14 protein-coding genes and 1 pseudogene are annotated in these 14,566 nt (G+C 43.9%); 6 read left to right on the top strand and 9 right to left on the bottom strand.

The window, feature by feature from the left end:
- The 3 genes and pseudogenes from A2517_RS04000 to mog all read left to right on the top strand — a co-directional run.
- A pseudogene (locus A2517_RS04000) lies at positions 1-732 on the top strand (ATP-dependent metallopeptidase FtsH/Yme1/Tma family protein); the annotation flags it as partial.
- Complete coding sequence (bioV, locus tag A2517_RS03995) at positions 719-1,234, top strand: pimelyl-ACP methyl ester esterase BioV (protein ID WP_294894383.1); 516 nt, start codon at positions 719-721, stop codon at positions 1,232-1,234. The pseudogene A2517_RS04000 and the gene bioV, both read left to right, overlap by 14 nt.
- Entirely contained in the window at positions 1,231-1,755 is a 525-nt protein-coding gene (gene mog, locus A2517_RS03990) for a molybdopterin adenylyltransferase (protein ID WP_294894381.1), read from the top strand. The genes bioV and mog overlap by 4 nt, the downstream gene beginning before the upstream one ends.
- Positions 1,756-1,762: 7 nt before the next feature.
- On the opposite strand, the gene A2517_RS03985 is transcribed toward mog, so the two are convergent.
- From A2517_RS03985 to A2517_RS03955, 7 genes are all read right to left on the bottom strand, one after another.
- Positions 1,763-2,071, bottom strand: a complete 309-nt coding sequence (locus tag A2517_RS03985) for a DUF167 family protein (RefSeq protein WP_294894379.1) — start codon at positions 2,069-2,071, stop codon at positions 1,763-1,765.
- Between the two features lie 100 nt (positions 2,072-2,171).
- Positions 2,172-2,579 (bottom strand): hypothetical protein, encoded by a 408-nt coding sequence (locus A2517_RS03980; RefSeq protein ID WP_294894377.1) that lies wholly within the window; start codon positions 2,577-2,579, stop codon positions 2,172-2,174.
- 56 nt (positions 2,580-2,635) lie between these two features.
- Positions 2,636-5,218 (bottom strand): EAL domain-containing protein, encoded by a 2,583-nt coding sequence (locus A2517_RS03975; RefSeq protein ID WP_294894375.1) that lies wholly within the window; start codon positions 5,216-5,218, stop codon positions 2,636-2,638.
- A 120-nt stretch (positions 5,219-5,338) separates the two neighbouring features.
- Complete coding sequence (locus A2517_RS03970) at positions 5,339-6,220, bottom strand: CoB--CoM heterodisulfide reductase iron-sulfur subunit B family protein (protein ID WP_294894373.1); 882 nt, start codon at positions 6,218-6,220, stop codon at positions 5,339-5,341.
- 10 nt (positions 6,221-6,230) lie between these two features.
- The gene (locus tag A2517_RS03965) at positions 6,231-7,208 is read right to left on the bottom strand and encodes a succinate dehydrogenase/fumarate reductase iron-sulfur subunit (protein ID WP_294894371.1); all 978 of its coding nucleotides are present in this window, start codon (positions 7,206-7,208) and stop codon (positions 6,231-6,233) included.
- Positions 7,209-7,218: 10 nt separating this feature from the next.
- Positions 7,219-8,931, bottom strand: a complete 1,713-nt coding sequence (sdhA, locus tag A2517_RS03960; protein WP_294894368.1) for a succinate dehydrogenase flavoprotein subunit — start codon at positions 8,929-8,931, stop codon at positions 7,219-7,221.
- Positions 8,932-9,108: 177 nt separating this feature from the next.
- A complete protein-coding gene (locus A2517_RS03955) occupies positions 9,109-10,305 on the bottom strand; it encodes a diguanylate cyclase (protein WP_294894366.1) in 1,197 nt (398 codons plus the stop codon).
- Between the two features lie 148 nt (positions 10,306-10,453).
- Here A2517_RS03955 and A2517_RS03950 point away from each other — a divergent pair, with 148 nt between their 5' ends.
- The 3 genes from A2517_RS03950 to A2517_RS03940 are packed head-to-tail and all read left to right on the top strand — an operon-like array spanning position 10,454 to position 13,198.
- Positions 10,454-11,278, top strand: coding sequence for a thiamine-phosphate kinase (locus tag A2517_RS03950; RefSeq protein ID WP_294894364.1), 825 nt, complete (start codon positions 10,454-10,456; stop codon positions 11,276-11,278).
- 7 nt (positions 11,279-11,285) lie between these two features.
- Entirely contained in the window at positions 11,286-12,377 is a 1,092-nt protein-coding gene (gene truD, locus A2517_RS03945; RefSeq protein WP_294894362.1) for a tRNA pseudouridine(13) synthase TruD, read from the top strand.
- A gap of 2 nt (positions 12,378-12,379) precedes the next feature.
- Positions 12,380-13,198, top strand: coding sequence for a phosphatidylserine decarboxylase (locus A2517_RS03940; protein ID WP_294894360.1), 819 nt, complete (start codon positions 12,380-12,382; stop codon positions 13,196-13,198).
- On the opposite strand, the gene A2517_RS03935 is transcribed toward A2517_RS03940, so the two are convergent.
- Both A2517_RS03935 and A2517_RS03930 read right to left on the bottom strand, forming a co-directional pair.
- Complete coding sequence (locus A2517_RS03935; RefSeq protein ID WP_294894357.1) at positions 13,188-13,790, bottom strand: hypothetical protein; 603 nt, start codon at positions 13,788-13,790, stop codon at positions 13,188-13,190. The genes A2517_RS03940 and A2517_RS03935 overlap by 11 nt on opposite strands.
- A gap of 32 nt (positions 13,791-13,822) precedes the next feature.
- On the bottom strand, positions 13,823-14,566 hold a 744-nt coding region (locus tag A2517_RS03930), incomplete at its 5' end, for a DUF933 domain-containing protein (RefSeq protein WP_294894355.1).

The following is a 14,566-nucleotide window of genomic DNA, read 5'->3' as shown; positions in this document are numbered from 1 at the left end:
GGACGGTTTGACCGCCGTATTTTCGTCGAGCTTCCGACCGCAAGTGAACGTGAAGCGATTTTGCAAAAATACCTTCGCCATATCCCTAACGATCTCTCGATAGCGGATATTGCCAAAATGACGGTCGGATTTAACGGTGCTTCCCTCGCGGCATTGGTTAATGAAGCGGCACTTCTTTGTATGCGTCAAAACGAGATTCAGGTGAAGCAGGAGCATTTCTTAGCCGTCAAAGACAAAGTGATGTTCGGGAAGAAAAAAATCGCGATGCTCAGTGACGAACAACGCCGCTATCAAGTACGCTATCAAGCGGGGAAAGTATTCGCCGCCACGTGGTTTGATCTACCGTATGAGAAGATTACCCTTACCAACGACGCGATAACCCCTCCGACCGCCGAGCCGCAGCTGCGCCATGAGATTGAAGTTCATATACGGGTTCATTTGGCGGGGATCGCATCCTCACACCTCCGTTTCGGCGAACACGCCAGCAACGCGTCGCATGATCTGGGGGTTGCCAAAGATTTGGTTCATGCGATGGTCTATGAGTACGGGATGGGAAGTACGGTTCTCCCCTCTGATGAGGACGAAGCAAAATTGATGGATCGCCTTTATACCGAGATGTCTACCCTCTTGGAGCGGAATGAAAAAATTCTCGGTAAATTTGAAGCGATTTTGGATGAGTATGAACACATCTCCAAAACCCTTGCCAAAGCAACGATGAATGAGATTTTATAGCGGTTTCGCTCTGAGTGAGGATCAGTGTTTTTTTGATCCCTATCTCAACCACAGTGACTATACGGTAGCAGGATTTAGCTACGGTGCGATCAAAGCGGCTCACTACGCGGTTGATGCCCATGAACGTATCGACACCCTCCAGCTCTTTTCCCCCGCTTTTTTTCAAACGAAAAAAGAGTCGTTTCGCCGTCTTCAGATGGGGGGATACATCAAAGACGCCGAACGGTATCTGGAAAACTTTTTAACGAGCTGTTTTGCCCCTTCGCCCGTCGCCCCTATTTCTCTTGGAAGTAATGATGCCGAATCGTTGCAAGAGCTTCTCTATTATGAGTGGAAACCTGAACTGCTAGAGGCTATCCGTGCCAAGGGGATACGGATCGAGGTCTATCTGGGGCTGGATGATCAGGTGATCGATGTAGCAGGGGCGAGAGAGTTTTTTCTCCCCTATGCCACCGTTATCTCTATCCGAAGAGGAAACCATTTTTTACAGGAGAATTTATGATTAAAATAGGGGTTATTACCGCATCAGACCGTGCAAGTGCGGGGATTTACGAAGATATTTCAGGGGTAGCGATCCAAGAGACGATGCGAGACTATCTCAAATCAGAGCATGAGATTGTGTACCGCTGTATTCCCGACAATCAAGATACGATTGAAGAGACGATGATGGAGTTGTGTGACCGTGAGGGGTGCTGTCTCGTGGTGACGACGGGGGGGACTGGTCCTGCAAAGCGTGACGTGACTCCTGAGGCGACCGAAAACGTGTGTGAGAAGATGATGCCGGGATTCGGAGAGTTGATGCGTCAGGTGAGCCTTAAATACGTTCCTACGGCGATTTTATCGCGACAGACGGCAGGAATTCGAGGCAAAAGCCTTATTATCAATCTTCCGGGGAAACCTAAATCGATCCGTGAGTGTTTGGACGCCGTATTTCCTGCCGTGCCGTACTGTATTGATTTGTTAGAGGGACCGTATTTGGAGTGTAACGAAGAGGTTATAAAAGCGTTTCGACCGAAGCAGTAATGGCGAGTTATGAGGGGAAATCTATCGAGGATGGAAGCTCTTTCGGAGCTTTAATCCGAAGCTGTTTGTGGATATTCATACGTCCGTACACCACCTCGAAATCTGAGGGGGAAATACCGAACTCTTTTGCTAAAAAACGGACCATGTGATCGGTTGCTTTCCCTGCTACGGGTGCGGCGGTGACGCTCACTTTGAGCTGATTCCCTTTCGGTTTTCCGATGGCGTCTCTCTTGGCGCTGGGTGTTCCTAAAATATTGAGCACTAAAATATCCCCTTCCCACTGATAAAAAATATTGGCAAGAGTTTTGGCTTTCACAGAGGAACCTTTAGAATGAAAAAAGTGTATGTAATTTTACCATTTTGAGAGGGTAATAGGTGAGGATGCGAGAGAAAAATACGGCGAAAGCCGTATCTTTTTACCAGTCGCGAACGAGGTTATGGCAGCGCATACAGGCGCGTTGAATATCCAGATACGCGTTTTGTGCCGTATCCCGACGGACGTTATCCATGCTCGATTTGATAATATCTACGTTGTCGGTAATCAAGTGAGCCGATGTGCTTGCGATTCGGGCTTTATGTGCTTTATCTTTCGGGAGCATTTTACTCATCATCGCTTCATTACCTAAGAGTTTTTGACTCTCTACCCCTAGAGCTTCGGCGGCTTTGAGCGCTTTTTGTTTATCCCCTTCGATAAACCCCGCCTGCATAATCATCATGTAGTTGTTGAGCTTATACATATTATCTTTGAGATCATATTCATTTGCACAGAGTGTACCGCTCAATGCTATAGCCGCAATGGCACCGATTAAAAATCTTTTACCCATGAAAACTCCTTGAATGATATTACTAATACTATAAGTTAATAATGATTAAATGAATATTAATTCTTATAATATTCAATTCTCTGCGGACGGCTGAAAAGAAACCCTTGAAATGCGTTGCATTCCATCTCTTTTAATAGCTCAAATTGCTCAACTGTTTCGACCCCTTCGGCAATAACAACAAGCCCAAATGTCTTTCCGATGGTAATAATAGTTTGGATAATTATTTTATCAGAGAGACTATCGGGCAACGCTCTGACAAAGGATTGATCAATCTTTAGTTCATCAATTGCGAGGTTTTTGAGATAGGAGAGGCTGGAATATCCTGTACCGAAATCATCGATAGAGAGGGTGAATCCGATGGCTTTTAAAGCGTTGATTTTTTCCATGGTCTTTTGGGTATCCTGAATCAACAATCCTTCTGTGAGTTCAAGACGTATTTTTGAGGGATCAATAGGGGTGATAGCGATTTGTTTTTGGAGTTTAGATACATAATCGTCGTCTTCAAACTGTTTTGGACTTACATTGACCGAAATGCGCCAGTTACATTTAACGGGGTGGCTATTCCATTCCTCTATTTGTTTGGTGACTTCATTAAAAATCCAATCTCCCAACGTGATAATCATCCCTGAACTTTCAGCCAAAGGGATAAAGGTAGAGGGGGCGATAAGTCCACGAGAGGGATGTTCCCACCGCATAAGTGCTTCAACGCCTTCGGTTACACCTTGAATATCGACTTGTTCCTGATAAACGACAAAAAGTTGATCAAGCGATAGTGCCGATCTTAGATCATGTATGAGGTGCGCTTGTTCGGTTATTGTCTCTTGGAGGGTTGAATCATAAAAACGGGTGGTATTTCGTACACTCTTTTTAGCGGCATACATCGCACTGTCCGCATAGGAGAAGAGTTGATCTGCAGTAGAATCATTACCCTTAAACAAGACAATACCGATACTGGCGCTTAGATAAAAAGGGTTTTGATCAATGACAAACGGATCTTTTGCCACTTCAAGAATTTTATTGGAGGTAGTTTGGATCGCAGAAGCCGCATCTTGCTGTGTTGATCCGATATTCTCGATTAGAATGACAAATTCATCTCCTCCGAAACGGGCGACGATATCGGTTTGTCGTAAGATACTAAGCAATCTTTTTCCCGTTTCTCTAAGAACTTCATCACCGGTAATATGCCCTTTGAGATCATTAATGACTTTGAAATTATCCAAATCGATAAATAAGAGTCCTCCATATTGCAGGGTACGTGCACTGCTGAGCATCGCTTGGCTTAATCGTTCCATCAACAAACGTCGATTCGGAAGCTCTGTTAGGGGATCATAAAAAGAGAGTTTTATAATATTATCTTTTTGGTAAAATGAGTTAATTGCAAATCCTAAATCACCGGAGAGCTCATCAATCATGGCTGTCTCTTCGGCTGTAAACCCATTTTCTTGAGCAGTACAAATCATCATAACCCCAAATGCTTCTGTGGCAAATGTATCTTTGCGTAATACTGCGGCATAAACAGCAGTGATACCGTATTTTTTGACTTTTTGGCGGCACTCTTCGGAAATGTCGGCACTGAAATCGGTTAAGATGATGGACGTATTACGTTCAAGGGCAATGTGCTCAATGGGCAAAATAGTATGTTCATTATCGACCCCGTACGAAGCTTTTACGGTGAGTATCTCATTTTCAAGCAGAGAAATTTTTACACTTAAAAAAGTTTTGTTTTCGACTAAACACAAAGCGGTTTTATCGATTAGTTCTTCTAATGACTGTGCCGTTATAAGAATTTGATTGCTGTCTGCCACTGTGCGTAGGATGGAATAAAGATGTTGTTGATAGAGATTGGAATCTTCGAGATTTTTGGTAGTTTTTTTGAGTTCTTCGGTCCGTATTTGAACTTCGGATTCCAGCCATCTTTTTGCTTCGACATCTTTGTGTGTGATTTGGCGAATTGTGTAATAGATTACAGCGAGTAAAGAGATCATCAGTGACCATGCAAGCAACATCTCTTTCCAAAACATGGCTATCATTTCATCGGCAATCACTTTATGCGGTATTTTTATGCTGGTGACTCCTCGTATATCCCCTACATTATATCCGTATGCTTTGTCGTATCGTTTGGCAATAAACGGCAGTACCTCCTCTTTTTTTCCGTGACATTGGATACAGTAAGGTTCAATTTTGAGAGGTGCACTGAAAAAGAAATACTTTTGACCGTTTTGGTTGATGAGGGTGAGATTCTCTTTGCGGTTCGGATATTTTTCAAAAAAGTGCATAGCGGCGATCTCGAATCGGTCTGCTTTGTTGGAGGGATTCCGGGGACGGTCGGTAACGTTACGGATTGTGATACCGTCTGAACTTCGTTTGGCAAACTCGTCACTGATCGCAACAGAGGCATGTGCGGGCAAAAAACCTACGGTCGAATCATTTAGATCGAGACCGCTTTGTAAAAAACGGTGGTGGTAAACGTAGCGCATTGAGATAAAATAAGTTTGGAGTGTTTTGGATCGGCTGAGTGCACGATCTTGGATCAGTTCTTGGATTTGCTGATACAAATACAAGGAGATAATGAGTGCCGCACCCACAATGAAAGAAGTGATGATCCAAAACAACTGTTTTGTGAGATTGAAACTATGCATACTTCCCCTCAGGCCAAAGAGGTCTTTGTAAAAGTATAGCACTGTTTTTGATTTCAGATATTAAAAAAAATTATTTTTGTTAAAAAAGAGTAAATTTATCCCCAAAAAGGGGAGGAGGAATTAAACGAAATCGACTTTAGTAACGTGGTGTTTGAGACCTAACTCATCGGCACTACAACCAAGAGCTAAACCTATCATTTGTTGCATATGAAGAACCGGAAGTGAAACGTCACGACCGATCGCAATGGAAGCATGATGGGTTTGAGTATCGAGTTTAAGGTGACAAAGTGGACATGGTGTTACCATCCAGTCCGCATTTGCATCCATCGCACCTGCGACTGCATTACCGGTTAAAATGGCTGCGGTACGAGGTGCTTGAAGTTCTGCATGGAAACCGCAGCATTTGTTTTTCTCTTCATAATCTACATTTACCCCGCCGCAAGCGATGATAAGATCATCAAGTGACGTCGGTTTGTACGGATTCTCGTGACCTTTATGGGTCTCATTTTGAAGCTCAGAAGGGCGAATATTGTGGCAGCCGTAAAACGGAGCAATATTAAATTGGCTTAAAGGTTTTACGACCATCTCTTTAATCTTATCGAGACCGAAATCATCGATGATAGCGTAAAGGAAGTGAGTGATTTGGGATGTCCCTTTGTACTCCAACCCCACTTCGGAGAGTTTTGCGTTCACTTTTGCTTTTAGTTCTGCATTGTGATCAAGGCGGTGTTTGGTCATCGCCGTATTGAGCTGACATGTATTACAGATAGTAACCATGGTTAGTCCATGCTTTTCAGCATAAGCGATATTACGTGCATTGAGTACTAGTGAGAGAAAGTCATCATAATCTTGCAGGTGTGAAGCACCGCAACATGAGGCTTCAGTCAACTCTACAAGCTCTATTCCCAGTTTATTTGCCACAGCAAGTGTCGACATCATCTGTTCCGGTGTACTCTCTTTTGCGGTACAACCGGTAAAAAGTGCGTATTTTAATTTTTCCATTGAGTACTCCCTAAAACTTTACTGTTGATGAAGATTTGACTAGTTTTTTGATCTCATCTAATTTATCGGCTTTTGGCATATTCCATGGCAATACAATCTTACCTTTGGCGAACATTTTCAGAGCAACCGGAACGTGTTTCAGAACACCGATATTCCCCTCTGAATACCGTACAAGTTCACCTTCATCGAGTAGACCGTGTTTTTCAATCGAGTGGGCAAAACCGACGGCATGACGCGTTGCGACATTGTTTTTCGCGATACCCGCTTCAAATACCATGTTATGCAGTTTGGTGATTTTTTCGATCGGATTGACCTCTTTCGGACAAACTTCCGCACACTCCATACATTTGACACAATCCCAAACACCTTGAGCCTCTTCGTTGACCACGGTTAAGCGCTCTAGGGATGCTTCATCACGGACATCGGCAGAGAAGCGGTATGCCGCAGCGAATGCCGCAGGGCCGATAAACTCTTCATTAATAGCCAGCGCTGGGCATGAGTAATGACACGCACCGCATTGGATGCAGTAATCGGCTTCGAGCAGTTTTTCAGCATCGTGTGGGCTGACAAGGTGCTCTTGCGCAGGATGCTCTTCAATTTCACTGACCAAATACGGTTTGATAGCCGCATGTTTATCCCAAAAATCTTTTTTATCGATAATAAGGTCTTTTACAACACGTTTAGTGCTAAGAGGTTCGATGGTGATTTCATTACCGAATACCTCCACCAGATCAAACAATCGTGATTTACACGCCAAGATCCCTTTACCGTTGACTTTGATCGAGCAAACTCCACAAATACCGTGGCGGCAGCTGCGGCGGTAGGATAGGCTTCCGTCGTGGTCCCATTTGATTCGGTTAAGGATATCAAGGACAACCTCTTCGTGAGTGACATCCAAAACATAGGTATTATAGTAAGGAAGATAATCGGTCTCTTCGTTGAAACGGAAAACTTTAAATGTTACTTGTTGCGATTTTATCGACTCCATACGCTCTCCCTTAATATGATCGTGCTTTGAGTTCATGGCGACCGAGGGTTACATCCATGTAATCAAGCTTGACTTCACCGTTTTCATCCATGTAGGCCATGGTGTGTTTCAAGAATTTTTCATCATCACGTGTCGGGAAGTCTTCACGGAAGTGTGCTCCACGGCTCTCCTTGCGATCCAGTGCACTGGCAACGATAAAGAGTGAGTAATCAAGCATATGACCGAACTCGATCGCTTCTTGAAGTTCGGTATTGAAAATTTTTGATTTGTCGGCGATACGGATGTTTTTATAACGGTTACGTAAATCTTTTAAGATCCCCATTTGTGCTACGAGTGTTTCTGCTGTTCGGAAAACTCCCGCATTATCTGTCATAGATTGTTGGAGTTCTTCACGCAAGACGCTAACCGATTCTTGACCGTTGTTGGTAAGAACCCATTCCATCTCAGCGATCATACGTTCCGCATCGGCCTCACTTGCAGGGTGCAACGAAAGGGTATCGATTTCATTCACCATTGTTTTACCGACAAAGCGGCCAAATAACAAGGCTTCAAGAACGGAATTGGCTCCCAAACGGTTCGCTCCGTGGACGGATGAACATGAACACTCACCCGCTGCGTAGAAACCTTCAACAAAATCTGTATTATTTTTGCGGACATGTCCGTGTTTGTCCATCGGAATACCGCCCATAGAGTAGTGGGCTGTTGCGGAGATCAAAATCGGCTCTTTAATCATATCAAGTCCAAGGAACGTGATCGCAAGGTCACGAAGCTCCGGTAGGCGTTCCATGATTTTCTCTTTGCCTAAATGGACGAGGTCGATATAAACGGCATCTTTGCGAGGGCCGACACCGCGTCCTTCACGAATCTCTTGGATGATCGCGCGGGCTACAACGTCACGTGATGCGAGTTCCATAGCGTTCGGCGCGTATTTTTCCATAAAACGCTCGCCCAGTGAGTTGAGAAGTTTCCCACCCTCACCGCGAGCCGCTTCAGAGATGAGAACACCGTTACCGGAAAGTCCTGACGGATGAAATTGAACGAATTCCATATCTTCGAGAGGAAGACCGTGACGGGCTACGAGAGAGAGTCCATCACCGGTATTGGCGTGAGCATTGGAGTTGATCTTAAATGCGCGTGCGTATCCGCCGGTAGCAAACATAACCGCTTTTGCATTGAAAATTGCTTTTTCAGAGTTACGGATGTTATACGCGCTTACTCCATATACTTTACCTTCGTTATATAACAAGTCGGCAACATACCACTCATCCCAAAACTCGACACCTTCACGGAAGGCTTGCTCATAAATAGTTTGTAGAAGGGTAAGACCTGTACGGTCTTTTGCAAAGCAGGCGCGCGGTGAAGATTGTCCGCCGAAAGGGCGTTGAGCAATCGTACCGTCTTCGTTACGGCTAAATGCTGCACCCATACGTTCAACCCAACGGATCGTTTCCGGTGCTTTTTCACACATAAACTGGACAACATCTTGGTCTGCAAGATAGTCTGACCCCTTAACGGTATCGAACTCGTGGAGTTCAACGCTGTCTGCATCACTAAATGCAGCGTTAATTCCCCCCTGTGCAGCACCGGAGTGACTACGCAACGGGTGAAGTTTTGTGACAACGGCAACTTTTTTGCCGGCTTTTTGCAACTCGCGAGCTGCCGCACATCCGGCTAGTCCTGCTCCGACAATAACCGCATCATAAGTATAAATGGGAATACTCATACGCCTTCCTTGTTGATAAAATCTGTGGATGATTATAGCGCGCCGCTCCTTGGGCAAGATTAAAAAGGGTTATAGAGCGGTGTTAGGAATGAAAGTAGTAAATCTTGTCCAAAATAGTAACAAAATGGAAAAACTTACCACCCTAAATGAGTGGAAAAGTTACATTAGTGGGATAAATTAATGGTAAGAGTCGTCACGATCTCTGAGCTGTGCAACACGGTTTCCGCCGTTTTCTTTTGCTTTTTGAATCAGTTTAAGGGCATCAGCTGCCGCTTCTTCCACTGATTTTACCGGAATTTTAAGGAGGAAACCGGCACTTAACGTTATTTTGACCACCCCTTTTGCCGTGCTAAAACCGGAAGCTTCTACGGAGTGGATGATTTTTTCACAATCATCTAATGCCATTTGTTTGTTATTTCGTGACATAACAAAAATGATACGGTCATCGTCCATGTGCGCAAGGACATCGAGAGGTTGTTCATACATAGCGATCATATCACCGAGTTTTTTGAAAAGATTTGTCATATCATCTTTGGAGAGGGTATTGACAAGAGAGGTGTATTGATCAATTTCAAACAGTGCTACAAAAATATTATTACTGCCTCGACTCGATTTTTTGGCATTAAAAACAGTTATGAGACCTTTTTGATTGTTCATACCGCTGAGTGGGTGGAGCAAGTTCGGGCTCACAGCGGGCTGTGAACATCTGCGCAATAGCCGTTTAATAATAAAATCGATCTCTTGTGTCAACACTTTTTTTTGTGAGCCGTCCGTATCTACCGCACACGCTTTATCAATATCGCGGTAAATTTGATCAAGTAGGAAACGATAACGGAAAAATACCCCTAGACCGATAAAAAAGAGGAGAACGGCGATCAGTTTTGCGGTAGAGATGGCGTCATTGATAAGATGGATTTGGTGATCCATTAAGCGATCGATATCGGCCAAATAAGGGGTACTTACACTCATCATTTTTGTATGCGCGGCACTTTGGCGAGAGGTGTTGAGAGATTCTGTCCAATCCATCGCATGATTACGGAACGTTTCAGAAGAAATTTCTAGCGCATCTAACAGAGTAAGGTGCTCTTCTTGAGAGGTAATAATAGAGTCTAAAAGTGCATCTTCCCCTGAGAGTTTAACGGAGAGCGCCATTTCTGCAAGGGCACCGTTTATCACTATAGTGCTCATTTGAGGATCACTGATGTCGGCATGAATGATTTTTTCTAATAAGATATGCTGATTTTTAAGTGCGCTCAAACGTTCGCTGTAAGTAGAAATATGGAAGAGTTGAAGGGTTAAAAAAGTAACGCCCGCACCCAGAATTAATAAAGCAAGTTTTAGATTTTTAAAAACTTTTCGTATGGAGAGTAACATCCTATTTTCCTTTCATAAAAATATCGTTTTGAAACGTTAGTATAATTTGTTAGATAACATTTTAACACAAATAGGTAAATTTACGATTTTAACGGAACCGTAATCTCATTTTGTTTATAATACCATCATTTTATGATGGATATAAAGCGTGAACGCAGAAAACTATTTTATCTCCACTTTTTGTTCATCAAGCTCACACATCGGAGACGACGGTGCCATTCTCGGTGAGTGGGTATACAGTAAAGATCTTTTTTTCGAAAACGTCCATTTTAAAAGAACATGGCTTAGCCTCTACCAAATCGGCTATAAAGCGATGATTATTAATATTTCGGATGCAATTGCAATGAATGCGGTGCCGAAATATGCATTATTGGGTGTAGCGATGCCGAAGTCGATGAGTTTGTCTCAGATGGATGAGCTCTCGCGCGGGATGCAAGCGGCGGCTGCAGAATACAATATTGAGATTATCGGAGGGGATACGATCGGCAATTGCAAGCTTGATCTCTCCGTGACGATTATCTCTCATGCTACTGCACCGTTAGTGCGTCGCGGCTTAAAACGAGGAGATATCTTCGCCTACACAGGAGAGATAGGAAAATCGGCAAAACAGCTCCGTTATCTCTTAGCAGGGGGGAGTGTTCACACCCAGAGCCGTTTTGCAACCCCAAAATTGCGCCAATCGTTTGTGACGCAGTCGCGTCCTTACCTACGATGCGGCATGGATATTTCGGACGGTCTTTTCAGTGACATCGAAAAACTGTGTCGCTCCAACCGTATGGGGGTTCGATTTTTGAGAAAAATAGAAAAAAAAGTTGGCTGTAGCGGTGAGGAGTATGAGATGTTGGTAGCATTTCCTCCCCATCGATTGAATACGATTCGTCGTATTGCGGCACGAAATCGAACAACCATCACCCCTGTGGCTCGCGCGGTGCGCGGAAGCTATCTCAATCGCTGTAAGCGTCATCATTTTTAGGAGTTTCATGGAACGTCAATATTACCTCCCTCACAGCACAATCGAATTTCATTTTCGCCAATCTCCGCGTGACTTCGTCGTGGATGAGATACCTCTTTACCCATTCAGCGGTGAGGGAGAGCATTTGGTGCTTCATGTTCGTAAAAAGAACCTTTCCACGTGGCAGATGATCGACATCTTCAGCAATCATTTGGGGATCAAAGGACGTGATATCGGTTATGCGGGACTAAAAGACAAAAACGCCCAAACCAAGCAATATATTTCATTACCGCGAAAATTCGAAGCGGTATTAGAGAATTTTGAGCATGAGGGGATTAAAATCCTCGAAAAAACCTATCACAACAACAAAATACGTATCGGTCATCTCAAAGGAAACCGCTTTTTTATCCGTCTTAAAAAGGTGAATCCGACAGCGGCCATGAAAATTCAAGAAGCACTTAAAATGATCAAAAAACAGGGGATGCCGAATTATTTCGGATTTCAGCGTTTCGGGATCGATGGGGAGAATTATAAAAAAGGTCAAGCCATTTTGGCAGGGAGTCTCAAGGAACGGAATAAAAAATTAGCCCAATTTTATGTCAATGCCTATCAGAGCTATCTTTTTAACGACTGGTTGAGCCGTCGTGTTCAAATTTCAAAACTCGTCGAGGGGTTTGGAATCGATGAACTTTGCACCGTTTTGCCGCTCCCTAAAGAGGAACTCCTCTCAATGAAGGCTCAAAAACATCCGTTCAAACTGATCCACGGGGATGTGATGATGCATTATCCACATGGTAAACTTTTTCATTATGAGAGCGATGAAGAGATTGAGCGGTTTAACAAACGTGATATTTCCGTCAGTGGTCTTTTAAGCGGTAAACGGGCAACACGCGCTACCTCCTTTGCTGAGTCTATCGAAAAAGAGTATGACACCATTCACGAGGGGATCGATGGTGCACGCCGTTACGGATGGATTTTCCCTGAAGAGATCGAGGGGGAGTACAAAGAGAACGAAGCGTGGTTCGAACTCCATTTTACCCTCCCAAAAGGGTGCTATGCCACCGTATTGATCGAAGAGATTGCCAAACGACAAATTCAAACGGATGAAACTCAGGAGTAACCATGAAACAACACATCACCTCTGCTATCTCTCAATCTTTTGGCCGTTTTGCATCCAAAGAGCATGGGAAAACTTTTCAAAAACTCATTAATCGTACTTATGTACGCTCTATGGGGCTGGATATGTCTGATTTTGACGCTACAGAATCGTATCCGAGTCTTAATGCTCTTTTTACCCGTAAATTTCGCCACATGCGAAAATACTCAACGGATGCACATGATATGATCAGCCCGTGTGACTCTCTCATCACCGAATGCGGCGTCATAGAAGAGGATATGGCACTGCAGATCAAAGGGATGCGCTACAGTGTTGATGACGTGTTGGGAGAGGGGATCACAACGGATTCCAAAAAAAGTATCCATAATGGTACGTTTGTCAATTTTTATCTCTCACCGCGTGATTACCATCGTTATCATGCTCCGCTTGATATGCAAGTACTTCATGCACTCCATATTCCCGGTAAACTTTATCCGGTCAACATCCCCTCGCTTAAAAAGCAGGTGAATCTGTTTATTGAAAATGAACGGGTCGTTTTGGAATGCCTTAGCTCAGAGGGAAAACGGTTTTTCTTAATTTTGGTCGGTGCCCTCAATGTGGGAGAGATGGAAGTGAGTTTTGAACCGCGTATCCGAACCAACACGACGTTGATTCCGAGTCTATACAGTTACAGAGATTTGTATCTAAGCAAAGGGGATGATTTCGGATGTTTCCGTATGGGATCAACCATCGTTATGTTGTGTGAAAAAGATATGGTAGAACTTGGAGTGTCAAGCGGGCATAATGTGAAATTCGCCCAAACGATCGGGCGGCTTATTTTCTAAAAAGGATATCGAGACGGACGTTTAGATGTCCGTTTTCCTCGTAAATATCGATTGTACTGTCGATTGGCGGGTGGAGTTTAACCAATGAGCCTTGGATAGAGTGAAATACGTGGGTAAATTTAGGAAACATCGGGGCGAAAATCGTGTCGATATGCCCTTTTTGGATGATATGAGCTAATGAGCTGATACCGCTGTAGTAGACCGTTTTGTTAATAGAGCGGTTAATGCGATAGCTACGTAAAAGTTCGATATTTTTAACGAGGACATCGCGCTCTTCTTCACACAATACTCGATTGCTATACGCACGTTCGAGCTCTTCTTGTATCTCATGTTCTACAATTTTTTGCCGATCTTCGATCTCTTGATCGAGAAGCGGATCATTACGGCGGATGAGTTCAAGGATGCTGTCTACGTCCATAGGCTTTTTAGCAGTCATATGGGTGTAGCGCTCACCTCCCACATAGTCGTGATTCAATGCTTGAATGAGTTCTGCAACGATACTGAGATAAATAAATTTATCATCTTTGTTAAGATCAAAAGTGATCCCATGCGCCGAAATAAGAGGCTTTGGACCGGCATACTTCAAAGACATTAAAAACTCCTACACGAGTGGATAGTGACTAATTATACATTAAATCTGAAGTGCATGATATCACCATCGGCAACAATATACTCTTTCCCCTCAAGACGCATCTTACCCGCCTCTTTGGATTTTGCTTCACCGCCGCAGGCAACAAAATCTTCATACCCGATCACTTCAGCGCGGATGAACCCTTTTTCAAAGTCGTTGTGGATAACGGCAGCCGCTTTCGGAGCCGTGGTATTTTTGTGGATAGTCCAAGCACGAACTTCTTTGACACCCGCCGTGAAATAACTCATGAGACCCAGTTTATCGAATCCTTTACGGATGATTTGCTCTAGCCCTGATTCTTCGACACCCATATCGCGTAGGAATTCGTTACGCTCATCGTCTTCCATTCCGACGAGTTCTTCTTCGATTTTTGCACACAGTTTGATCACTTCACACCCGTGTTTTGCCGCGTGTTCGCGGAGACGTTGAACGAATTCGTTGTCGGAGGTTAAGCTATCTTCATCGACGTTCGCTCCGTACATAATCTCTTTGGCACTTAGAAGTCGAGTTTCACTCATCAGTTTTTCATACATTTCGCTATCCGCTTTCGGAAAGTTGCGAGCAAGGTTCCCCTCCGCCAAAAATTCCGCTAACTCTTCGGCAAATTCAGCCATAACAGCAGAATCTTTATCGTTTTTCGCCTGTTTTTTGAGTCGTTCGATACGGTTTGTCAACACTTCGATATCGGCGAAGATAAGTTCATTTTCGATGATTTCAACGTCGAGAAGAGGATCGAT

It is taken from the genome of Sulfuricurvum sp. RIFOXYD12_FULL_44_77 (assembly GCF_001830725.1).
In the GTDB taxonomy this organism is placed as follows: Bacteria; Campylobacterota; Campylobacteria; order Campylobacterales; family Sulfurimonadaceae; genus Sulfuricurvum; species Sulfuricurvum kujiense_A.
The sequence above is the reverse complement of the archived record's forward strand: the minus strand, read 5'-3'. Positions and strand labels throughout refer to the sequence as shown.

Bases quoted from the DNA above. Each gene is read 5' to 3' on its own strand.
- A2517_RS03975 (WP_294894375.1), bottom strand. From the start codon at position 5,218: ATGCATAGTTTCAATCTCACAAAACAGTTGTTTTGGATCATCACTTCT.
- sdhA (WP_294894368.1), bottom strand. From the start codon at position 8,931: ATGAGTATTCCCATTTATACTTATGATGCGGTTATTGTCGGAGCAGGA.
- A2517_RS03970 (WP_294894373.1), bottom strand. From the start codon at position 6,220: ATGGAAAAATTAAAATACGCACTTTTTACCGGTTGTACCGCAAAAGAG.
- A2517_RS03980 (WP_294894377.1), bottom strand. From the start codon at position 2,579: ATGGGTAAAAGATTTTTAATCGGTGCCATTGCGGCTATAGCATTGAGC.
- truD (WP_294894362.1), top strand. From the start codon at position 11,286: ATGGAACGTCAATATTACCTCCCTCACAGCACAATCGAATTTCATTTT.
- bioV (WP_294894383.1), top strand. From the start codon at position 719: ATGAGATTTTATAGCGGTTTCGCTCTGAGTGAGGATCAGTGTTTTTTT.
- A2517_RS03940 (WP_294894360.1), top strand. From the start codon at position 12,380: ATGAAACAACACATCACCTCTGCTATCTCTCAATCTTTTGGCCGTTTT.
- A2517_RS03955 (WP_294894366.1), bottom strand. From the start codon at position 10,305: ATGTTACTCTCCATACGAAAAGTTTTTAAAAATCTAAAACTTGCTTTA.
- A2517_RS03965 (WP_294894371.1), bottom strand. From the start codon at position 7,208: ATGGAGTCGATAAAATCGCAACAAGTAACATTTAAAGTTTTCCGTTTC.
- A2517_RS03935 (WP_294894357.1), bottom strand. From the start codon at position 13,790: ATGTCTTTGAAGTATGCCGGTCCAAAGCCTCTTATTTCGGCGCATGGG.
- mog (WP_294894381.1), top strand. From the start codon at position 1,231: ATGATTAAAATAGGGGTTATTACCGCATCAGACCGTGCAAGTGCGGGG.